General features: G+C 38.8%; 19 protein-coding genes and 1 pseudogene. 14 read left to right on the top strand and 6 right to left on the bottom strand.

All coding sequences use genetic code 11. From position 1 onward, the window contains the following. Positions 1 to 153: 153 nt before the first annotated feature. Entirely contained in the window at positions 154 to 489 is a 336-nt protein-coding gene (aciT, locus tag F984_RS18840) for a ciprofloxacin tolerance protein AciT (protein WP_002054010.1), read from the bottom strand. 409 nt (positions 490 to 898) lie between these two features. Then, complete coding sequence (gene serB, locus F984_RS18835; RefSeq protein ID WP_004711408.1) at positions 899 to 2,122, bottom strand: phosphoserine phosphatase SerB; 1,224 nt, start codon at positions 2,120 to 2,122, stop codon at positions 899 to 901. Positions 2,123 to 2,181: 59 nt separating this feature from the next. Here serB and F984_RS18830 point away from each other — a divergent pair, with 59 nt between their 5' ends. The 12 genes from F984_RS18830 to F984_RS18775 all read left to right on the top strand — a co-directional run bounded on the left by F984_RS18830 (position 2,182) and on the right by F984_RS18775 (position 16,285). Beyond that, on the top strand, positions 2,182 to 3,489 hold the full coding sequence (locus tag F984_RS18830) for a hypothetical protein (protein ID WP_079377159.1): 1,308 nt from the start codon (positions 2,182 to 2,184) through the stop codon (positions 3,487 to 3,489). 239 nt (positions 3,490 to 3,728) lie between these two features. Next, complete coding sequence (gene ribBA / locus F984_RS18825; protein WP_002053756.1) at positions 3,729 to 4,850, top strand: bifunctional 3,4-dihydroxy-2-butanone-4-phosphate synthase/GTP cyclohydrolase II; 1,122 nt, start codon at positions 3,729 to 3,731, stop codon at positions 4,848 to 4,850. Positions 4,851 to 4,861: 11 nt separating this feature from the next. After that, positions 4,862 to 5,332 (top strand): 6,7-dimethyl-8-ribityllumazine synthase, encoded by a 471-nt coding sequence (gene ribH, locus F984_RS18820; RefSeq protein ID WP_001007829.1) that lies wholly within the window; start codon positions 4,862 to 4,864, stop codon positions 5,330 to 5,332. A 3-nt stretch (positions 5,333 to 5,335) separates the two neighbouring features. Next, positions 5,336 to 5,785 (top strand): transcription antitermination factor NusB, encoded by a 450-nt coding sequence (nusB, locus tag F984_RS18815; protein WP_002053850.1) that lies wholly within the window; start codon positions 5,336 to 5,338, stop codon positions 5,783 to 5,785. A 15-nt stretch (positions 5,786 to 5,800) separates the two neighbouring features. Continuing rightward, on the top strand, positions 5,801 to 6,718 hold the full coding sequence (thiL, locus tag F984_RS18810; protein WP_004711406.1) for a thiamine-phosphate kinase: 918 nt from the start codon (positions 5,801 to 5,803) through the stop codon (positions 6,716 to 6,718). Then, positions 6,696 to 7,229 (top strand): phosphatidylglycerophosphatase A family protein, encoded by a 534-nt coding sequence (locus F984_RS18805; RefSeq protein ID WP_004711405.1) that lies wholly within the window; start codon positions 6,696 to 6,698, stop codon positions 7,227 to 7,229. The genes thiL and F984_RS18805 overlap by 23 nt, the downstream gene beginning before the upstream one ends. Positions 7,230 to 7,237: 8 nt before the next feature. Next, entirely contained in the window at positions 7,238 to 8,602 is a 1,365-nt protein-coding gene (glmU, locus tag F984_RS18800) for a bifunctional UDP-N-acetylglucosamine diphosphorylase/glucosamine-1-phosphate N-acetyltransferase GlmU (protein ID WP_004711404.1), read from the top strand. A gap of 12 nt (positions 8,603 to 8,614) precedes the next feature. Further along, positions 8,615 to 10,453 carry a glutamine--fructose-6-phosphate transaminase (isomerizing) gene (gene glmS, locus F984_RS18795; protein ID WP_004711403.1) on the top strand — a complete coding sequence of 613 codons (1,839 nt, stop codon included), beginning with the start codon at positions 8,615 to 8,617 and terminating at the stop codon, positions 10,451 to 10,453. Between the two features lie 261 nt (positions 10,454 to 10,714). Continuing rightward, positions 10,715 to 12,250 carry a class I SAM-dependent DNA methyltransferase gene (locus F984_RS18790; protein WP_004711402.1) on the top strand — a complete coding sequence of 512 codons (1,536 nt, stop codon included), beginning with the start codon at positions 10,715 to 10,717 and terminating at the stop codon, positions 12,248 to 12,250. Further along, positions 12,250 to 13,896 carry a restriction endonuclease subunit S gene (locus F984_RS18785; RefSeq protein WP_004711399.1) on the top strand — a complete coding sequence of 549 codons (1,647 nt, stop codon included), beginning with the start codon at positions 12,250 to 12,252 and terminating at the stop codon, positions 13,894 to 13,896. The genes F984_RS18790 and F984_RS18785 overlap by 1 nt, the downstream gene beginning before the upstream one ends. A 17-nt stretch (positions 13,897 to 13,913) precedes the next feature. Beyond that, positions 13,914 to 15,476, top strand: coding sequence for an AAA family ATPase (locus F984_RS18780; protein ID WP_004711397.1), 1,563 nt, complete (start codon positions 13,914 to 13,916; stop codon positions 15,474 to 15,476). Continuing rightward, positions 15,476 to 16,285, top strand: coding sequence for an HNH endonuclease family protein (locus tag F984_RS18775; protein WP_004711394.1), 810 nt, complete (start codon positions 15,476 to 15,478; stop codon positions 16,283 to 16,285). The genes F984_RS18780 and F984_RS18775 overlap by 1 nt, the downstream gene beginning before the upstream one ends. A 252-nt stretch (positions 16,286 to 16,537) precedes the next feature. On the opposite strand, the pseudogene F984_RS18770 reads toward F984_RS18775, so the two are convergent. Further along, a pseudogene (locus F984_RS18770) lies at positions 16,538 to 16,832 on the bottom strand (hypothetical protein). A 1,021-nt stretch (positions 16,833 to 17,853) separates the two neighbouring features. On the opposite strand from F984_RS18770, the gene F984_RS18765 reads away from it, so the two are divergent. Next, positions 17,854 to 19,071, top strand: coding sequence for a hypothetical protein (locus F984_RS18765; RefSeq protein ID WP_004711391.1), 1,218 nt, complete (start codon positions 17,854 to 17,856; stop codon positions 19,069 to 19,071). Between the two features lie 185 nt (positions 19,072 to 19,256). After that, the gene (locus F984_RS18760; protein WP_004711389.1) at positions 19,257 to 19,880 is read left to right on the top strand and encodes a LysE family translocator; all 624 of its coding nucleotides are present in this window, start codon (positions 19,257 to 19,259) and stop codon (positions 19,878 to 19,880) included. On the opposite strand, the gene murI is transcribed toward F984_RS18760, so the two are convergent. The 3 genes from murI to F984_RS18745 all read right to left on the bottom strand — a co-directional run bounded on the left by murI (position 19,867) and on the right by F984_RS18745 (position 23,255). Beyond that, the gene (gene murI, locus F984_RS18755; RefSeq protein WP_004711387.1) at positions 19,867 to 20,667 is read right to left on the bottom strand and encodes a glutamate racemase; all 801 of its coding nucleotides are present in this window, start codon (positions 20,665 to 20,667) and stop codon (positions 19,867 to 19,869) included. The two genes, F984_RS18760 and murI, sit on opposite strands and share 14 nt — an antisense overlap. Before the next feature lie 23 nt (positions 20,668 to 20,690). Continuing rightward, positions 20,691 to 21,329 carry an HAD family hydrolase gene (locus F984_RS18750; protein WP_004711385.1) on the bottom strand — a complete coding sequence of 213 codons (639 nt, stop codon included), beginning with the start codon at positions 21,327 to 21,329 and terminating at the stop codon, positions 20,691 to 20,693. Positions 21,330 to 21,428: 99 nt separating this feature from the next. Further along, entirely contained in the window at positions 21,429 to 23,255 is a 1,827-nt protein-coding gene (locus F984_RS18745; protein WP_004711384.1) for a DUF885 domain-containing protein, read from the bottom strand. Positions 23,256 to 23,429 lie beyond the last annotated feature (174 nt).

Genomic DNA, 23,429 nt, shown 5'->3' with positions numbered 1-23,429 from the left:
GGCAACGCAATCTATATATGAAACGTCAACAGACCAGCCTATCGTAGCATAACTGGCTATTTTTTAATAAATGCTTTGTATAATAAAAATCATGTTTTCGTAAATAAAAAAGGCATGCTGTGCATACCTTTTTACCGTTAGATAACAATTTAATTATCGGCTAGAACATTGCTGCTGATCATCTTCATATACTGGCGTATGTTCTATATATTGGCGATTTGCCAAAGCCTTCTGTGCCTGTTTATCCTCACGTAATAAAATAAATGTGACCATTACCATCGCTAGACTTAGTGCAGTTAAATAACTATATGTGACTGGCATTTCAAAAGTGACTTGAACTCCAAAACGGACCACTTCCAATAGCCCCCAAAAAAACATCCCTGCAAGCATAAAACCAAGCCAACGACGGTAAGGAGAAAAGAACACAGCAACAAGCGCGACAGCAATTAAGCTGAGTCCGGCGATAGCGGCAAAATTCGCTGTTACCATAGAAACCTCCGTCTTAATGAAAACGTCTAAAAACATTCGGTCTGAACACCAGACCTCATTCCAAAAACAACTTTAATTCATGATTTGTGTTGAAGCTTAGAAAGCATTATGGATGTTTTTTTTTAGAAAAAAAGACCTGTTATTTGTCGAAGCGACATACTTTGTCGCAACATTCTTTTGTCATTACATTTTTGCAAATTTAAAAAAGTTCTACTTCCTATATGGCGTCAATTCTGGCGTGTCATTACAAAAAACTATGCTGTTTTTTTGCCTCAAAATAAGTTTTTTTCAGTTTTTTTTATTGCCTTTTTTCTGTGCATCATTTTGTCATAACTTGCTTGTTTTTATGACTATTCTGCATAAAAAAAGCGCTACTCTTGAGCAGCGCTTAATGATTGTTCAGTATTATTTAAGCACGGCTTAAATCTTTGTCATGCATACCGAGTAAATACAAGACACCATCTAATCCAACGCTTGAAATCGCCTGATTGGCATTTTGACGAACAAGCGGTTTAGCACGATATGCGACGCCAAGACCCGCAATCGCAAGCATCGGTAAATCATTTGCGCCATCGCCGACAGCCATTGCCTGTTCTAGTGAAATACCAAGTTTGTTGGCAAGCTCACGCAGCAACTCTGCTTTACGCGCACCATCAACAATTACACCTTTTACTTCACCTGTTACAACGCCATCTTGTACATCTAAAACGTTGGCATGAACTTCATCAATACCTAATTTAGCTTGTAAATATTCAGCAAAATACTGGAAACCACCAGATAAAATTGCCGTTTTATATCCAAGTGCTTTTAAAGTCGAAATAAGGCGTTCCGCACCTTCAGTAATGGTCAAACGCTCAGCGATTTTAGGTAAAACAGATGCATCAAGACCTTTTAATAATGCAACACGTGCACGGAAACTTTGTTGGAAGTCCAACTCACCTTGCATTGCTCTTTCAGTAATTTCAGCTACTTGCGCGCCTACCCCTGCTTCAAGCGCCAATTCATCAATCACTTCTTGTTCAATTAAAGTTGAATCCATATCGAAACACACTAAACGGCGATTACGTCGATAAGCGTTGTCTTCTTGAACAGCGACATCAATATTTAATTCGCTTGAAAGAAGTAAACAAGCAGCACGCATCGCTTGTGCATCTAAAGTTGGACCACTACTTAAACCAAACTGAACACAGGCACGACGAGGCAAGGTACTGTCTTTTTCAAGGTCTACACGGCCAGATAAACGGGTGACAGTTTCAATGTTAAAGCCTTGTGTAGACACAATTTGTGTAACTGCTTGTAAATGTGCAGCAGTCAGTTCTGGCGCTAAAGCAGTGACGATATAACGGGTTCGTCCACCTTCGCTTACCCATTGATCGTATTCTGTGCCCGAGATTGGTTTAAAGCGCACTGTTAAGCCAATATCATGTGCTAAAATCAAAATCTCTTTCATTGCCAACGCTGTCGCAGTTTCATTTTCAGAGGCGACCACGATGCCCAATGTCAGTTGATTATGAATAACGGCCTGACCTACATCCAGTATTTGCAATGAATGTACGGATAGTACTTGCATTAATCGGGTAAACTGGTTTGGTTGGTCCGGTCCTAAAAAGGATATAAGAATGATTTCTCGCATGAATTGACTCTAGTCTGAGTGACAACTATTGTAAGAATCATAATCGAATTTCAATATAATTGCCTTGGAAGTTTAACTTGATTGCGCCTAGACAAGGGCTATTTGCTAGCCTACTGATCATTAGTTTTGCATTGCATACCTTTTTATTGGTGATTGCAACGACACACCAGCTCAATGAAAACCGTGCGAGTCAAGGTCAGCTCATGACCAGTCAACTCGTAGCAGACAGCTTATCTGAGCTTGAGCCTGCCAATACGGTATCTTTGGCGCTTATTGCCAATCGCTATGCGACCAATCCAAGTGTGGCATCTATCCGTATTCTTGATGCCAATAAACAAGTTTTGGCAACAAGCGGCATGTCAAAAACTCGCGAAGGTGAAATTTTTGTTCGTGATGCTCTTCAAAACGAGAAGAAAGTCGGTTCTATTGAAATTACGCTTATTCAACCAAGTATTGGGGAAATTCTTCGTACCCAATGGCTTGCGATTTTAGCTTCACTGTTCCTACATATTTTATTATGGCTTGCTTACCGTGCTATCGCTCGTCCAACCCGTAGCGAATACTTGGCCCGTATTAACGAAGAAAATCGTTTAAAACATGAGATTCAAGAGTTAACTCAAGCACTCGCACTAGAAAAGCAAAATACAGTGACCTTGGTCGCACAAGCTCAGCAGCAAGCTAAAGCTAAACCACTGGTTCGTACACAACCAGAAAAAAGCGCTGAGTCTCCAGATCAAGATACCTTAGCACTTAATATTCAGTTTTATGACCCTAAACAGTTGTTAAGTAGCGTTAACCAGTCTGTTTCTGTTCCTTACTTTAAACTTTGTCAGCTCTTTTTAAATAAAAGTATTGAGCTATGCACGAAGCATTATCATTTAAAGTCTACAGATATTGAGGTAGTAGATGAGTTCCATGCCGAAGGCGCAACACTCGCAATCTCAACTTCACATGCACACGCTGTAGAGTGCCTACTTATGGTAGGTACAGTGTTCCAATTACTGTCAGACGTTTTATATAAGCGTTACCGTGAAGATAAACGCTTTGCACTGCAAACCCGTAGTGCCGTGTGTCATGCTGTAGAAGCAATGCAAATTGACGCCAAAGAAGCTGCTCAGCGTTTAGCACAACATCTTCACGCGAAAGAATCTGCACTTTATCTTGATAATGATCAGCTTAAAGCGATTCAAGACAGCTATCAGCTTGTTGCTATGCCAAACCCAAGTAATGTTATGACTCGCCATGCATTTATGATTAACGGCATGAATGCTGAATGTGCAGAGCTTGCGCAAAATATTCGAACTGAAATTTTGATGGGCAAAAAATCAATTCCACAAAATGATAGCCCAAGTAGTGCAGCTTCTTAAAAGTCTTTGTGCGCATTTAAACCTAGCCTTTTGGCTAGGTTTTTTTTATTTAAATTCATGGTATTTAGTTTAAATAATTTTATTCTCTTATGATTTATTCAGATAAATAAATCCAGATCTATTATGTCTCGTTATAAATTTGGATAAATCAGAATCATAGGCAAAATTCTATAAACAGCGTAAACTATGCGAAATTTATTCAATAGAAATTGTCTTACGACAAAAAAAGGTGAAAGCGAATGCCGCTGAGTCGTGTTGAAGATCTTGTCGCCGATATTCGTGCAGGCAAAATGGTTATTTTGATGGATGACGAAGATCGCGAAAATGAAGGTGATCTTGTCATGGCAGCAACGCATGTTCGTCCTGAAGATATTAACTTCATGATTACACATGCACGTGGTCTAGTTTGCCTAACGTTAAGCCGTGAGCGCTGTAAACAGTTAAATCTTCCTTTGATGGTTGATCAGAATGGTGCTCAGCATAGTACAAACTTTACGTTATCGATCGAAGCAGCTGAAGGTATTACAACGGGTATTTCAGCAGCAGAGCGTGCACATACAATTCAAACGGCTGTCGCAGCGCATGCAAAACCAAGCGATATCGTACAACCGGGCCACATTTTCCCACTCATGGCTCAGCCAGGTGGTGTTTTACACCGTGCAGGTCATACCGAAGCAGGCTGTGATTTAACACGTCTAGCGGGCTTTGAACCTGCATCTGTGATTTGTGAAATCATCAATGAAGATGGCACAATGGCACGCCGTGCAGATTTAGAAATTTTTGCCGAGAAGCATGGCCTAAAAATTGGTACAATTGCCGACTTAATTCACTACCGTATGACGAATGAGCAAACTGTAGAACGTCTGGATCAAAAAACGATTCAAACAGAATACGGATCATTTGAGCTCTATCGCTATCGCGAGATCGGTAACCCGGACATTCATTTGGCTTTAGTTAAAGGCGAGCCAAAAGAAGGGGTTACAACGGTACGTGTACACGGTTTCAGCCCAATTCGTGATTTGCTTAAGCTGAATAAGGCTGACGGCGAACCTGCTTGGAATCTTGACCGTGCACTACAGACGATCGCAGCAAGTGACCGCGGCGTTTTAGTCTGGATCGGGCAAGATCATTTGCAAGACTTGGGACCAGCGTTGGATGATTTAAACAAGCCAAAACCGGTGAAATCCAATGCAGCACTTTCACATCAATATCAAACGATTGGTGTAGGTGCTCAAATTTTGCGTGATTTAGGTGTTGAAAAAATGAAGCTTCTTAGCTCACCATTACGTTTCAATGCCTTATCTGGCTTTAATTTAGAAGTAGTGGAATATGTCACTGCTGATCAAATCACAACGAAATAATCGAGGTTGCTATGGCAATTCGCCGTATTGAAGGTTTATTACATCTCGCAAGCGAAGGTCGTTATGCGATTTTAGTGGGTCGTTTCAACAGCTTTGTTGTTGAACACTTATTGGAAGGCGCGATCGACACATTAAAACGTCACGGCGTAAATGAAGATAACATTACTGTTATTCACGCTCCTGGCGCTTGGGAACTCCCGATCGTTGCTAAAAAATTAGCTACATCAAACCAGTTTGACGCCATCATTGCTCTTGGTGCAGTGATTCGCGGTAGCACGCCTCACTTTGACTTTGTTGCTGGTGAATGTGCAAAAGGTTTAGGTGTAGTTGCGTTAGAAAGCAGCTTGCCTGTTATCAATGGTGTATTAACTACTGACAGCATCGAGCAAGCAATCGAACGCTCAGGTACAAAAGCAGGAAACAAAGGTAGCGAAGCTGCTTTAACTGCAATTGAAATGGTTAATTTATTAAAGGCAATTTAAAGCATGTCTCAAACACTGCAAGCCGCTTATGCAGCAAAACGCAAAGCACGTCGTTTTGCTGTACAAGGTATTTATGAATGGCAAATGAGTCACAACCCTGTACACGAAATTGAAGCACGTACCCGTGCTGAAAATGCAATGCACAAGGTCGACTTAAGCTATTATCACGAACTACTTACTCAAGTCATCGCTCAACACGAAGACCTTGATGCGTTACTTATTCCGGTACTTGACCGTGAAATTGACGCACTTGATGGTGTAGAGCTTGCGACTTTACGTTTAGGTGCTTACGAGTTACGTGATCATTTAGAAATTCCATATCGTGTGGTACTTGATGAAGCAATCGAACTCGCTAAACATTTTGGCGGAGCAGACAGTCATAAATACATCAATGGTGTATTAGACCGCCTAAGTTCGACACTGCGTAGCGCAGAAAAACAACAAGCAAACTAATAGGCTTGGTGTTCTATGGCTGAGTTTTCAATTATTGACCAGTACTTTAATCGGCAGTCAAACTCCGATGTCGCGCTTGGTATTGGTGATGACTCAGCCTTAATTACTCCCCCTCCAAATCAACAACTGGTGATCTGTGCAGATACACTTGTTGCTGGACGTCATTTCCCTCTTGAAACCTCACCTCATGCGATTGGCTGGAAAAGTGTTGCTGTAAATCTTTCAGATATTGCCGCAATGGGTGCCAAACCGCACAGTATTTTACTAGCAATCAGCTTGCCTCAAGTTGACCATGAGTGGCTTAAAGGGTTTAGTCAGGGAATCTATGACTGTTGTAATCAATTTGGTGTTGCCTTAATTGGTGGAGATACCACTCAAGGCCCACATCTCACCATTACCGTTACCGCAATGGGCTGGATTGAAACCGGAAAAGCCGTGTTACGTTCAGGCGCAAAAGTTGGTGATTATGTATGTGTGAGCGGACAGGTAGGTGATGCAGCCTACGGTTTACAGCACTTGGGCCATCCTCTACAGCAAAGACTCGACTATCCGACACCACGCTGTCAGCTTGGACAAGAGCTAAAAGGCCTTGCCTCTAGCATGATTGATGTGTCAGATGGCTTAGCGCAAGATTTAGGACATATTTTAAAAGCATCCAAGGTTGGAGCCCGACTCGTCTTGGAAGAATTACCTGTTGACCCTGTATTGCAACAACTAAAAGAACAACAACGTTGGCAATATGCGCTTGCAGGTGGTGATGACTACGAATTATGTTTTACAATAACACCGCAAAATTATGAAAAACTTTTGCAAAAACAACTGGACGTTAAGATTACAATGATCGGACAGATCGTTGAGCAAACAAAACTAACTTTTGAGCATTTGGGTTCAGATTACCCATTGCAAATTCATGGATACCAACACTTTGCATAAACCGCCGATTCATTTTAAGAACATGTCTTGGTTCAACCGCTGCATCGTTTTCTGTGGGGTTGGTTTTGGATCTGGTCTCGCTCCTAAAGCACCCGGTACTTTTGGTTCTGCTTTTGCCTTACTTTTCATTCCTATCTGGTTATCTCTCGGATTTACCTTAAGTTTAATCGCTATTCTCATCATGTCCTTGGTGGGAATTTATATTTGTGGTCAAACGGCAAAAGTCCTTGATGTTCATGATGATGGGCGAATTGTTTGGGATGAATTTGCAGGACAATCAATTACTCTTCTGCCTTTAATATTTTTTAATATAATGTCGTTACAATGGGCACTAATTGGTTTTTGCTTATTCCGCCTGTTTGATGTTTGGAAACCTTGGCCAATCCGTGTTGCCGACCAGAAAGTTGCTGGCGGTTTCGGAATTATGCTGGACGACATCATTGCAGGGCTTTGGGCGGCACTCTGTATCATCATATTTATTACTTTCTGGGGCGTAACGCCATTTAAGTAGGTTTACTCATGTCAACTACCGTCATTATCCTAGCTGCAGGCAAAGGAACGCGAATGCGTTCACAACTACCTAAAGTATTGCAACCTTTAGCTGGTCGCCCACTCCTAGGACATGTTATTAAGACAGCAAAACAACTATTAGCAGAAAATATCATTACCATTTATGGACATGGCGGCGATCACGTAAAACAGACGTTTGCACAAGAAAACATTCAATGGGTTGAACAAGCAGAACAATTAGGTACAGGTCATGCTGTACAAATGACTTTACCGGTACTTCCTAAAGACGGTATTTCATTAATTTTATACGGTGATGTTCCTTTAGTCCGTCAAACAACGCTAGAGCAACTTGTTGAAGTATCAAGTAAAACCGGTATTGGGATGATTACTTTACATGTCGACAACCCAACAGGTTATGGCCGTATTGTTCGCCAAGACGGAAAAATTCAAGCGATTGTTGAACATAAAGATGCAACTGATGCTCAGCGCCAAATTCAAGAAATCAACACAGGTATTTACTGTGTAAGCAATGCAAAACTTCATGAATGGTTACCTAAGCTTTCTAATGAAAACGCACAAGGCGAATACTATTTAACTGATATCGTTGCGATGGCGGTTGCAGATGGCTTAGAAATTGCCTCTATTCAGCCAGAACTTGCTTTTGAAGTTGAAGGGGTTAATGACCGCTTACAACTTGCGGCACTTGAGCGCGATTTTCAGCAACAGCAAGCAAAAGAACTTATGCAACAAGGCGTAACTTTTGCCGACCCTGCTCGTTTCGATTTACGTGGTTCTATAAAAGTTGGACACGATGTCCGTATTGACGTAAATGTCATTATTGAAGGTGACTGTGAACTCGGTGACTTTGTAGAAATCGGTGCTGGTTGTATTTTGAAAAATACAAAAATTGCAGCGGGAACCAAAGTTCAGCCTTATAGTGTTTTTGATGGTGCAATTGTTGGTGAAAACACCCAAATTGGTCCATTTGCACGCTTACGCCCAGGCGCTAAATTGGCAAACGAAGTCCACATTGGTAACTTCGTTGAAGTCAAAAACACAACCATTGGTCTTGGCAGTAAAGCCAATCATTTCACCTACTTAGGTGATGCCGAGATCGGTGCCGATTCAAATATTGGGGCAGGTACAATTACCTGCAATTATGATGGTGCAAATAAACACAAAACCACTATTGGCGATGCAGTCTTTATCGGTTCTAATAGCTCGCTGGTTGCGCCTGTGACTATTGGAAATGGAGCAACAGTCGGTGCGGGTTCTGTGATTACGAAAGATGTGGCTGAACAAAGTCTCTCCTTTGAACGTGCTCAACAAATTTCTAAAGCAAATTATCAACGTCCCCAAAAGGTTAAAAAATAAGAGGATTGAATTATGTGTGGTATCGTCGGAGGCGTTGCAGAACGTTGTGTAACCGAAATTTTAATTGAAGGTTTAAAACGTCTTGAATATCGCGGTTATGATTCAGCAGGCGTTGCTGTACTGAATAATGAAGAAGTTTTACGTGAGCGTCGTGTAGGTAAGGTGATTAATCTTGCCGATGCAGTTGCTGATCAGCAGCTCACTGGGGTAGTTGGTATTGCTCATACACGTTGGGCAACACATGGTAAACCAACTGAAAATAATGCTCACCCTCACATGTCGGGTAAAGTGGCAGTCGTACACAACGGTATTATCGAAAACTATCAAGAGCTTAAAGATAACCTTCAAGCTTTAGGATATGTATTTACCTCTCAAACAGATACAGAAGTTGTCGCTCACTTAGTTGCAGAAGCACTAAAAAGCACTGACAGCTTACTTGAAGCAGTACAATCAGTTGTTCCTCAGCTTAAAGGTGCATATGCACTGGGTATTATTCATAGCGATTACCCAGATGAGTTAATCACTGTACGCGAAGGTTCACCACTTGTGATTGGTGTAGGTATTGGTGAGAACTTTATTAGTTCAGACCAACTTGCGCTTTTACCTGTAACTAACCGTTTTATGTATTTAGAAGAAGGTGATATTGCTCGCCTGACTCGTACTTCAATTGAAGTATTTGCAAACGGTGAACTTGTTGAACGTCCAGTGAAAGAGCTTGACGCAACGGTAAGCAATGCTTCAAAAGGTGAATACAAGCACTACATGCTCAAAGAGATCTATGAGCAACCAGAAGCAATTAAACAAACGATTTCTCAAGCGCTTGATGGCAACAGCTTACGCGAAGACTTCTTGCAAAATGCTGAAGCAGACTTTAGTAAAGTTCAAAGCGTACAGATTATTGCATGTGGTACAAGTTATCACTCAGGCATGATTGCAAAATATTGGTTTGAACAACTGATTGGCGTGCCTTGCCAAGTTGAAATCGCAAGTGAATTCCGCTATCGCACACCTGTGATTGTTGAAAATACGCTCTATATCTGTATTTCTCAATCAGGTGAAACAGCCGATACTTTAGCTGCATTACGTGAAACTCAAAAACGTGCCAAAGCAAACAATATCGATATTCAAACTTTGACTATCTGTAACGTTGCGACGTCTTCAATGGTACGTGAAACTGATCACCACTTATTGACTCTTGCTGGTCCTGAAATTGGTGTTGCATCAACTAAAGCGTTCACGACTCAGCTTGCTGCACTTATGCTACTCGTCTTAAAAATTGGACAAGTAAAACAGCGTATTAGCAATGTCATGATTGAAGAGATTGCTCGCGAATTGTGGCACAGCCCGAAAGTAATTCTTGATACGCTTAAGAATGATGCTGAAATTTTACGTTTATCAGAATTGTTTGTTGAAAAACAACACTGTTTATTCTTAGGCCGCGGCACACATTATCCAATCGCTTTGGAAGGTGCGTTAAAGCTTAAAGAAATTTCATATATTCACGCAGAAGGTTATGCGGCTGGTGAGTTAAAACATGGGCCATTGGCACTTGTTGATACTGAAATGCCAATCGTGATTCTTGCGCCAAATGACGAAATGCTTGATAAGCTTAAGTCGAATATGGAAGAAGTTCAGGCGCGTGGCGGTGAATTATTCGTATTCGCTGATGAAAATAGCGGCGTAGTTGAAAAAGATCGTCAACACGTTGTACAAATTCCGGCAGTAAACGAATGGCTTGCTCCAATCATTTATAGCGTACCAGTTCAGTTATTATCTTATCACGTTGCTGTATTACGTGGTACAGATGTTGACCAGCCACGTAACTTGGCGAAGTCAGTAACTGTAGAGTAATTCAAAAGTATAGTGTTATCAAAGCTGTATGAGAGCAATAAAGTTTAATACTGAATTGCTCAAAAAATCCACATAAGATATGCTCTAGAAAAGTATGGCTGTGTGGATTTTTTAATCCCTGATTCAAAGAATTTATATAAAATAAATTTAAAAATAAAAAATGGAAGATCCTATATAAGGCTCTATTATTGATATGACTACTAGTCTAAAGAGTCGTTATAACATAAGATTACTACCACCTGTTAAGCCCCCACTGAGTCAATGAAACAAGATACTGTCATTCAAAAAATATGGAGTTTATGTAACATACTAAGAGGTGATGGTATTACCTACTATCAGTATGTGTCAGAACTTAGCTACTTATTGTTTCTTAAGATTGCTCAGGAAAATGGCTCAGAAGTACTTATCCCTGAAGGCTATCGATGGGTTGATCTAGAATCCCATGAAGAGGAAGGATTATTGGGATTCTATCAAGAGATGCTTACTCATTTAGGTGCAAATGTTGAAAATGACGTTATAAGAGATATTTATGCATTCCCTACTACAGTTTTTTCCCATTCTGAAAATCTAAAAGCTGTTATAGATGGTATTTCCAAAATTGAATGGCATCAAGTAGGAAAAGATGGATTTGGTGATCTCTACAGTGGTTTAATTGATAAGAGTGCTCAGGATACTCGTTCGGGGGCTGGACAGTACTTCACTCCACGCTCTCTAGTTAATAGTATAATAAGATTAGTACAGCCAAACCTTGGCAACTTAATTCAAGACCCTGCGACCGGAAGTGGTGGTTTCTTAGTTTCTGCTGATAGCTATATTCGAACCAAATATTCACAAGAAGAATATCAAACTACTCCCCCTAAATATCAAGGTGTAGAAATAGAAAAAAATACTCGTCGAATTTGCTTGATGAATACCTTTTTACATAATTTAGATGCAAACATTATTTATGGTGATGCGCTAACTGATGACGTAGCAGAGTTGGATGTACCTGATATAATTTTGGCCAATCCTCCCTTTGGCACTAAGGCGGGTGGACAACGTCCTTTACGTAAGGATATTCCATTCCCTAATACAAATAAGCAATTCGCTTTTTTACAGCATATTTATTTGGGACTTAAACCTGGTGGTCGTGCGGCTGTAGTGTTACCTGATAATGTATTGTTTGAAACAGGTGTCGGGACCGAGATACGCCGCGACTTAATGAATAAATGTAATCTGCATACTATATTACGGCTGCCCACGGGGATCTTTTACGCTCAAGGCGTTAAAACTAACGTTTTATTCTTTACTAAGGGTTCTACTAAAGACAAATATCAACAAGAGAACTGCACTGAAAACGTGTGGGTATATGACCTGCGTACTAATATGCCTAGCTTTGGCAAACGTACACCCTTTGGTAATGCTGATATTGGCTTTCTTCCAGAAGACTTTGGTACAGATCCCCATCTTGGCGCATTTGAGAGGGTATTTGGTGACAACCCTAACGGTAATAGTAAGCGTACTGAAGGTGAATACAGCTTTGATGCATTAGAGGCTGAAGTAGATAAAGAGGCTTTAAAAGAAAATCAGAATATTGATGAACAGCTCAACCATTCTCGCTGGCGTTGCTTTAATCGAGAGTGGATTGCCAATATCAAAGGAGACTCACTGGATATTTCATGGCTAATAGATAAAAATAGAGTTGATGCTGCTGGTTTGCCAGCGCCAGACGTCCTAGCTCAGGAGGCAAAAGAGGAGTTGCGAGCGGCTCTTAATGAACTAGATGGATTATTGGCTGCTTTAGAAGGGGCGAATTGATGGGTGAGAGTAATCTTCCCAAGGGCTGGATAATAACAAAATTGGAATTGCTCACAACAGATATATCTTATGGTTATACCGCTTCTTCTAATGCAAATGAAGTTGGCCCCAAATTGTTACGTATTAGTGATATACAAGACAACTCTGTTGTATGGTCAGAAGTACCTTATTGCGAAATTGAAGAAGAAAAGCTCGAAAAATATCTTCTTAAAAAAAATGATCTTGTTTTTGCCAGAACGGGAGCAACCGTTGGTAAAAGTTTCTTAATTAAAACTGAACCACCGAAAGCGGTTTATGCTTCTTATCTAATCCGAGTAAGAACAGCTTCTGAAGACCTTATTTCGATGTTAAGTTACTTCTTTAATTCACAGCAGTATTGGGAGCAAATCACAGAGTTTAGTTCAGGAATTGGGCAGCCTAATGTAAATGGAACAAAACTTAAAGAGTTGATTATTCCTCTCCCCCCACTAGCCGAACAGAAAGTTATAGCCGATAAACTCGATACCCTACTGGCACAAGTGGAAGCTATCAAAGCCCGTCTCGAACGTATCCCAGAGATCATCAAACTTTTCCGTCAATCCGTACTTAGTGCTGCAGTGAGTGGTAATTTGACAAAGACGTGGCGGAAAGATAAAGAAATTGTATGGCAATCATTGGTCATAGATGATATTGGTGAGGTAAAAGGTGGAAAAAGATTGCCAAAAGGTGACGAACTGGTGGAGATGAATACAGGTTTTCCATATATTAGGGCTGGTCAGCTAAAGCATGGTACAGTTATTAATACGGATGATGCCCGTTCTAAACAACTATTTCTTACTCCAGAAACCCAAAGAAAAATAAGTCGTTACACTGTTAACAGTGGAGACTTGTATATTACTATAGTTGGAGCTTCAATTGGCGATGCTGGAGTTATTCCTGAGCATTATTCTGGAGCCAATTTGACCGAAAATGCAGCAAAAATAACAGAGTTCAAGAAGCCCCTTGAAAGTGAGTTTTTATCGTATTGGCTTCGCTCCCCTGAGCTGCAAGATATAATAAGGCTAGAAATAAAGTCTGGAGCGCAAGGTAAATTGGCTCTTCAACGAATAAAAAAGCTTCCCGTTCCATATACAGATATTAGTGAACAAACTGAAATCATTCGTCGAGTTGAAGAGCTGCTCTCTTTGGCAGACAGCATCGAACAAAAAGCTAATGCTGCTTTAGCGCGGGTCAATAACCTGACTCAATCCGTCTTAGTTAAAGCTTTTACTGGAGAACTCACAGCCGATTGGCGGGCTGCTAACCCTGAGTTAATCAATGGTGATAACAGCGCTGAAGCCTTGCTAAAAAAAATTAAGATAGATCGTGAAGCCATCGAAAGACAACCTAAGCCAAAACGCTCCACTATAAAAGAGAAGACAGATAACTGTATGAGCAAACAGATCATCAAGGTGGCTGAAGCCCTAAAACAAGCTGGAAAGCCTCTAAGCGGTCAGCAATTGTTAGCAGCAGCAGGTTATCCTAGCGACAGTGATACAGAACAACTGGAACAATTTTTCTTGGACATTCGTAATGCTCTTGCTATTGAAAAGTCTATTGTAAAACTTGAGCGTGATTTCGATAGTCAAGATTGGTTTACTTTAGCCAAAGACAGCAAGAATAAATAAGGAATTAAGGGTGCCCTATGAAAGTCGATAAATTGCATATTCGCTCACGCTTTAAAAATCTTGAAAATGTGAAAGTAGACTTTGATGAAAATCATCTAATGACTGTGGTTGTAGGGCGTAATGGCTCAGGTAAATCCAACGTACTTGAAGCCTTAGTAGCTATATTTCGGAATCTTGATTTAGGCGAAGCACCACCATTTTCTTATCAATTGAACTTTCAACTTGGCGAAGAAGGCGGTATTAAGTGGTATGACATAAAAGTGGATGCAGATCCAAGCCGCGGAGCACTATCAAAGCAATATCAAGTTTCTGTCAAAGACAAACACAATAGTGAAGCTGGTTTCACATCTATACCCTTTTCTAAAGTCAAACGTGATAAAAAAACCAAGCAAGCTGAGTACCTTCCTAATTTTCTATTTGCCTACTACTCAGGACCATCAGATAGATTAGAAAAATACTTTCGAAAGCATCGTGATAATTATTACCGAGATCTACTCTACAATAAGGTCGACTTAAAAGCAGATATTCGATCACTATTTTATGCCAAACCGTACTACAGCCAATTTGTACTCATGGCTTTTTTTCTATCAGAAGAAAATAGCCCTCAGCGTAAATTTATCAAGGAGCATTTAGGTATAGAAGGTTTGGATAGCATCCATTTTGTGATGCGCCAACCTGAGTGGGCTACACAGAAAGGTGAACTATTTTGGGGAGCACGAGGCGTAGTTCGTCGCTTTTTGGATGAATTAATACAATATACCCTATCACCTATAAAAGTTACCCGCCAAGAAGATACATCATTAACAGGGAGTAATATTCGTAATGAGTTCTTTCACCTATTCTTACCTGACTTAAAAGCCCTACACGAATTTGCAAAAGATCTAAGCGCCGATGAGCTGTTTAAAATGCTTGAAAGTACTTTACTTTCAGAAATTATCTCGAAAGTTAGTATCAGAGTGAAGGTATCTACTAGCAAAGAACCTCTCACTTTTAGTGAGCTCAGTGAAGGTGAACAACAACTATTAACAGTGTTAGGTCTACTCAAATTTACTGGTGGTAAAGACTCCTTATTTTTGCTTGATGAACCAGATACTCACCTTAACCCATCATGGGCAGTAAAATACCTTAAATTTCTACATGAATTTGTACCTAACCACGAAACGAGTCACTTGCTGATGGTAACACATCATCCTCTGGCTATAGCAGAACTCGAGAAAGAGCAAGTTCAGGTTATGAAACGTGATGATAAAAATCAAATATCCGCCACAATGCCTGATGAAAATCCTCGAGGAATGGGGATCAATTTAATTTTACGCAGTGATATGTTTGGTCTCAAAACAACGCTCGACGATGACACTAATCAAAGACTAATTAAGAGAAATGCACTTGCTGCAAAGGAAACATTATCTAAAGACAAAATAGTTCGCGAACATGGATTTCCGGCTGAAGATGAAGAACAATACTTCGCTAGACTCAATTCTGAGCTTGAAGATTTAGGTTTTAATCTGGCAACGGATGATCCTGATTACCTTGATTTCCTTCGAAATAAATATCACGCTAGACATGAGGAAAATCATTAATGCGTTGGATTTGCAAAGACGAAATCGAGGAATGCTTAACTCAGGTATGGAGAGATCTAGCTGAACAAGCAAAAGCTGAGTTAATGGCTGCTCCAGATGAAGCAGCAAGAAAAGTGATATTAAAAAGAGTCACCTCGTCAAATGTTTGGCGTGATTTTTATGATTTATTACCTGAACCTTTAAAACGAAAATGTTGGTATTGCGAGGCTGAGGAAATCCGCTCAGATATGCCTGTTGACCATTTTAGACCAAAAAACAAAGTCGAAGATGATAAGCAACATGATGGTTACTGGTGGTTAGCATTCGATTGGACAAACTATCGATGTGCTTGCACATTTTGTAATAGCCGTAGAGTTTTTGATGAAACTGAGGGGGGTAAAGCATGTCGTTTTCCACTTGAGAATCCTGACGAAAGAGCCTTTACACCTGCAGATCAAATCAAGCTAGATAATGAGCGACCATACTTTCTAGATCCTTTCAATCCTGATGATGAAAAACTACTTTGGTTTGATCCAGATGGGAAGCCAACATATAACCCTCTAGCAACAACTGAACAGCAAATAAAGGTTCAAAATTCTATTGAAATATTTCATCTTGATCAAATCAAGATAGTTAGAGCTAGAAATAAAATACGCCTAGAGGTGGAAAGACAAGTTAGTAAAATAAAGAATAATGAGGATGTACAAACAGCTAAAGCTAGGTTAAGACGCATGGTAAGAGATACTGAAATGCTATCACGTGCTGCAATAGTTTACTTGCGCATGCACAGAGATATACCAGAGGTAAAAAACATATTAAATTTAGATTAGTTACACAAATTTTTTAAGTAAACAGTAAAGATTAGTATAAGTTAGTTTAGAACTTTATTGTTCAAGGACAGACATAACCTGCTCTAATAACTGATTGATTAAGCCCGATATGTATAACTGCATATCGGGCTTTTTTATTACGTTCATACCAGAACATAAAGAACTCTCCCCTAGGCCCCCATGCCACAACAGACTTTTACTTTTGCGCTGATTTAAAGTTTGAGAGATCATTGCGACACAGAGATAAAGGAGCTAAGCGAACTTAGCCCATTTCAGTTTCGTTGCAGTGTTGAATGCTGCTAAATAAGTTAGGGGCAAAGTCCTGTGGGAGAACAAGACTTTGCAAACTGGTGTGTTTTAAACGTTGCACGGTTTGAGGTGAATACACCTGTGCAAGCTGCTGGCAAACACAATTACAACTGGCTTGCATGTGTTTACCTGACAAACAAATTCTTTTAAATTCCTGCTGAGCATTGGCATCATCATTTGTAATACTGTAAGCACCGAACACAAGGTTTAAAAACAATATAAATTTATGAAGTTTCATATTATTCTCATGATTATTTATATCTTTAAATAAAATAAAAATATTATTCGATTAAATATTAAAATATTTTTTTAAATAAAAGTTAATCCTCCCATAAATACAGGAAAATAAAATAATTAAAATTTTAAAATAGAAATAATTTATAAATTTAAAAAATCAGGTCGCAGAAAACCCAAATTTTAAATAAATAAAATAGTTAACTAAAAGAGAAAACGAGTTTAAATAATGGCATGGCCAACTCCTTAAAAAATGGAGTCCTACCACCAAATCACCGTCAATTGATTAGGGTGGTAGAACGAAAGAGGGTTGACAGACTAGACTTAGCGACCAGCACGCGCGAACGCGTCCCCCTTCCGCCCTACCATAGAGAAAAAGGGGGCACAAAGGTTCCACATGGGAAATACTGAGGAAGTATAACCCATTTGCTAAGTACGGTCTGTCAAAACCGTCTGGCAATGTAGGCCAGCAACGAGATAATAATTGGTGATTTTAATTACGTCAATTTATTTTAATAAAAAAGTTTAAATATAATCATTTTATTTATATTTAAATAATATTATTCTTGTTATTTATTTACAGTTTTTAATTAAATTTAAAATATAAAATTGAGTTATATATATTTAGCTAATGAAATAGATTAATATTTAATTTCAATTTAACAATCTATATAAAAATATAAGATGATAAGCAAACACCTCTTATCATCTTTTCTAGAGTTTAATTTTCTATAGCTTTTACGGGTAATTTTTATCTAAGAAAGCAAAAGACCATCAGTACGTTATATAGATTTAAAAGTATATTGGGCTTTTTAGTGTGCTCATAAAGCTCTAAAACACAGTCTCAGCCATTTATTAAGATATTCTAATAAATACATTTAAATCAATATGTTATATACAAAAACCAACAAAAATGCTTGGATTTATATGTGAAAAATTATGATATAAATCACGCTTCGAAATTTGCCTAATAACTATAAATTTCGACTATTACAAAACTTTCTAATTATAAGGAGCGACTGATCATGGCTAATGGATTTCCAGGTGGAAACTTTAGAATCGTTAACAAAGAAACAGGTGCGTGTATCGCAAGCGCATACGGTGGACAAACCCATGGCTTACAAGATGCTGTAAGTTCACTTGGAGAAACGGGTAAGATAGCTTACTCGCATACAAATGATCGACTATTTACAGTACATGACAAGGTTAAAAACATAGACGAAGAACTTTGGTATTTTGACAGCCGCGACTATCGCAGTGGGCGAGAGAATAAGCTATACAACAAAGTTAAAGATATTCGTTCTAGTTGGGTACTCGGTGCTTATGTTAAGACAGATGCGATTGCATATAAATTATTAGATAAGGACTTAGAGCATTTCCTTACTCTTTTACCAAAGCAAGATGAAGAAACACTCGCCCACTTAAAAACCAGTGATTGTCTTGATATCGTTAGTCTATTAGATACCTTTATTGATAGTAACGGCGAAGAAACGATTAAATCGGAGCTTGTTGGTAAACTTGATGAGACTAAGCTGAATGACTTTTTAGATGCAGTACTCGCTCATGAGTCAATTCGTCGCATCGAACAAAAGTTCCATGAATATGCTTCCTCTCCTTTGCTATTTTTAGATATTCCTGAACTTAAAGATTTGCCTGTGAATCCTTTCGCTCAGCATAATGAACAAATCTATAAGATCATTCTTGCCTCTGTGCAATTAGATGTCTTGGATCAAAAAGATTGGACTACAAGGTCAGAGTTCCGATTGCATTTACGCCATGACAATATCGATGCTCTACTAAAAAATATGAAGAAAGAGAGCATGGCGGAACTTCATGTAAAAGCATATAAAGAATATGAAAATACTCAAGACCTCAAAAAAGAAGCCGTAAAAGTCCTTCTAGAGCTTAGAAAAACTCTAGATTTACATACCAATGAAAAAAATATGGATACGGTCAAAAAGATTTTAAAAGTCAGCTTAAAATCAAATGAATCTTTTGAACAACTGCAAACAGCATTGAACAGTACCAATGGTAAAGAAATAAAACCAGTTAATTGGCATAGTGGCGATGTTTTCTTACAAGGCGCGGGTCGCCAGTACCAAACTAATTGGGCATTTGAAGATGGTTATATCTTTGTAGAAGGCCAACCAGATGCTGTACTGACACATATCTGGGGTTCATCTGTAGGTATTAGTCAACGATCTGATGACCCAAAACAGCGCTGGGAACTTAAAAGTGCTTAATAGGCAGTGACTCCAAAAGCTAAATAGGCTTATTTTCAATCATCCAAAGAATTTAAATCATTCTTTGGATGATTTTGAGTTTTATAGAAGTAAATCTGATTATAAAATTGAAATACTTATAAATTTCTTATACTTTAAATTGTTTAAAATTCATTCAAAAACAGCAACAATAAGATAGGTAAAACATGATTTCTTTAGAGTTATTCATTACATTTTTAATTACTACAATTATTTTTGCTTATATTCCGGGTCCAGCAATGCTGTATACCGCTGCACAGACGCTTTCCCGCGGTAGAAAATCTGGTTTAATGGCTGCATTTGGAATTTTCTTAGGAGGCTGTTTTCATATCATAGCGGCGTCTTTGGGCCTAACCACCATCTTTCAAATTATTCCAAAACTCTATGATATTATTAAAATTTTAGGTGCATTGTATTTAGTTTGGTTAGGCATTAAATTAATTAGATCTGCCTCGTCCCCTACTATTCAGCAAAATGTTGAAAATGGTCAGTTATCTTTGAAGCAGAGCATTCTGGTCGAAGTTTTAAACCCTAAAACCGCTATTTTTTATATCGCATTTTTACCTCAATTTATTAATACCTCATTAGATTTTCCAGTTTGGTCTCAATTCATCATTTTAGGAATGATTGTAAATCTAATCTTCGTTTCTGCTGATGTGGTTTGTGTGTTTTTAGCCAATTACATTAGTCAGAAATTAACTAAATCAAAGAAGCCCCAAAAATCTATGTCAGTGATGGGTGGTCTCATTTTTATGGGGCTAGGCGTTTTTCTTGGTTTTAAAAACCAGTAGTTTCTACGGGTAATCGCGTACCTAACAAAGAAAAAGTAACGTCCGCAACTTCCAACGGGTCTGAACTGGTCCAAATAATATGGTTCCCTTCATTTGGACTTTCAGAACTTAAATGATACTGATTGAGCTGCCGTATTAATTGGGCTGTTACAGCTTCGGAAGGCTCAATAATTTGAATATCACGCCCTACAATTTCCTGAATCGTGTCTGAAACAAACGGATAATGTGTGCATCCTAAAATAATCGTATCGACTTTTTGCTCGACCAACGGTGCCAAAATATTTTTTAAATAATCCTTAACCTCCGCTGTATGTGCTTTGCCCGTTTCAATTTTTTCAGCCAAACCAATACACGGCACCAAAGATACTTTAATATCTTGCGCATACGTTTCAATTAAACTTTTTAAGTTTTTGCCCTTCACCGTGGTTGCCGTTGCCAAAACAGCAATATGCTTGCTCATGGTCATGGCCACAGCAGGTTTTACCGCTGGTTCTATCGCAATAAGTGGGACATTAATTTGCGCTCTAATAGTTTCAACCGCTACAGCTGTCATAGTATTACAAGCAATCACGATCGCTTTGCACTTACCTTGAGCAACTAGGTTTGAAATTAAATGCGTGGTTCGTGAAACAATCCAGTCGCTTTCTCTGTCTCCATAAGGGACATATCTCGAGTCGGCGAAATAGATAATGTCTTCATTCGGAAGAGCCTGCCGAATATGCTTAAAGAGAGACAACCCACCTAAACCAGAGTCAATCATTCCAATCGGGTTGTTATTGTTATTCATGGTTTGTCCTGCATTTCATATATTTAGAAAAATTCTTTCATGGTTGCCAAGTCTGTTAGCACGACTTTGGGCTGAATGGTTTTTAATTTTTCGGCCGATGTATAACCCCAACCTACCGCAGCAAAATCAATACCTGCTTTATGTGCAGCTTCGCCATCGGTGGTTTGGTCGCCGACATAAATGGCATGGTTTTTACTTACATCCAAAATGTTGAGAACACGCGTTATCCGCTTCGCTTTGCCAAATATAGACGAGCCGCCATCAATATGACTAAAAAGCTCACAGAGTTCTTTACCGAGTACATTTTGACAGTTTTCTTTAGAGTTTGAAGTAATAATTGCGAGCGTATATCCACGCTTATGCAGTTCAATTAAGTGGTCCCGCATACCTTCAAACAAATGAATTTCTTCATCTCTTTCTTTCATTAACTGAATAAAATCTTTCGCAATCCAAGGCAGTTTCCACCTAGAAACATTCATCTCTTTCATAATTTCTCTAGGCGTAAGTTGTTTGTAGTACTCGACTTCGTGAAGGCTTACCGATTTAAACTTATACTTTGCGGAAAGTTGATTTAAAACGCTTAGAAAAAAATGAAAGGAGTCGGCTAAAGTGCCATCTAAATCAAAAATAATAGCCTGATATTGTTTTAGGTTTTTTTCCATTTCTAGTTTCGAAAATATATTTTTTATTATTATATTCTGTTTTCTATTGGTTTTTAAATCAGGCCCAACGAGGACCTGACCTAAATTTCAAATTTTATTTTAAGCTGCCGCTTTTTGTTCCTTTATCCAATTTTTAATACGGGCATCGAGTATATTTAAAGGCAATGTTCCTGCATTTAAAACCATGTCATGGAACGCTTTGATATCAAAACGGTCTCCAAGCTCATGTTTGGCGAGTTCCCGTAACTCTAAAATTTTGAGTTGGCCCATCTTGTATGCTAATGCTTGTGCAGGAATAGCAATATAGCGGTCGGCCTCTGCCTGAATATCTGGTTCATCTAAAGCTGAGTGTTCTCGCATAAAATCAATCATTTGCTGACGGGTCCATTTTTTATAATGCACACCAGTGTCAACCACTAAACGACAAGCACGGAACAACTCACTCGATAGTCTTCCATAGTCTGAAAGCGGGTCTTTATAAAAACCAACATCTTTACCCAATTGTTCGGCATAAAGTGCCCATCCTTCTATATAAGCAGTGTGGTTAGGTTGCTTTCGAAACATCGGCAAGTTTGGCAGATTTTGGGCAATATCAATCTGCATATGGTGGCCGGGAATTGCCTCATGGTAAGCAGTTGCTTCCATGGATATTTTGGAACGTTCAGAGAAGTCGCCAGTATTCACATATACCTGTCCGGGCCGTGAACCATCAGGCGTGCCTTGGTGGTACTCCGCACCTGCCGCTTCTTTTTCTCGATATTGCTCTACAGGTAAAACTTCGACTTTATTTTTGGGTAATAAACCAAATAGCTTTGGCAACTCCGGTTGCATTTGGGCAATATACCCGCGATAAATCTCTAAAATTTCTTCACGAGATTTTGGGAAAACCGCAGGATTTGTTTTTAAGGATTGTTGGAAACTTTTTAAGTCATTAAAACCTTGTGTTTTAGCAATTTTCAGCATTTCCGCTTCTATACGAGCAACTTCTTTTAACCCGAGCTGATGAATAGTTTCAGGGCTTTCAGAGGTTGTCGTATTGTTTTCTACATAAAAACGATAAAGCTCATCACCATTTGGCAAGCTCCATATACCCTCATGTTGTCGTCCATGGGGTAAGTAATCTTTCTGAATAAATGTTCCAAGTTTTTGATAAGCAGGCCGAACATTCTGATCTATGGCCTGTAGTATTTCACGGCTTAAACGTTCTTGTTCTGCTTTCGAAATGTTATTTGGAAATTGCTTTAATGGAGAAGCAAATACACTGTCTTTCCCTGCTGGAGCTGCAATACTATCAATCTGCTTTGCCACCTTTTCAATTAAATACTTGGGTGGCATCAAACCATCTTTTTGTCCTTGTTTTGCTAACTGAATACCTTGATCAAGAATAAGAGGAATTTGTTTTAAACGAGCAATATAGTCTTGATATTGCTTAGCATTGTTAAATGGAATCGAACTAATAAATCCCGGAAATTGTAAATGTAGCCCCCACATTTGATTGAAAGGCATCTCATACAATTTCAAATCATAATTTTTAAGTGTCTCTTTCAACTGATAAATCATTAAATCTTTATTTAATTGATCAGTTGCTGAAAACCCTGTGCTATCAATCGCTTCAAAACGTTTTAAAAAATTTTGAGTAGTTTTTTTATCTTTCTCGATCTGATTTTTTGAAAATTCGGTCCATCGATCGTTGTAGCGTAAATCGCCTAAAGTCGTTGCAGTTTCAGGATTATTTTTCAAAGTATATTCCCATTGTTCTTGTAAAAGCTGATTTAAAGCTTTCACCCGAACAGAGACATTAGTGTTTTGCTTAGATTGTGATTTTTCGATGGTATTTGTATTTATTTCGGGGGTTGTAGCATTAGACGAATGAGACATCCAAAATAAAACACTGATACAAGCAAAATGTAAGGTTCTGTTTTTCATTTAATTATCCAAACATATTTAACGAAGTTTAAAATATAGACAAAACAAATTACGTGCCAAGCAGCCTATAAAATAGTGTAAAAATCGAGTATTTTTTTAACTCAATGATTTTATAAATTAATTTTCTTTTTAATTAAATTATTTATAGTTGCTATCTATATTCCCTATTTGACT

The sequence above is a fragment of the Acinetobacter nosocomialis NIPH 2119 genome, from assembly GCF_000368085.1.
In the GTDB taxonomy this organism is placed as follows: domain Bacteria; phylum Pseudomonadota; class Gammaproteobacteria; order Pseudomonadales; family Moraxellaceae; genus Acinetobacter; species Acinetobacter nosocomialis.
Note: the sequence above shows the minus strand (reverse complement) of the source record. Positions and strands in the feature narration are given on the sequence as shown.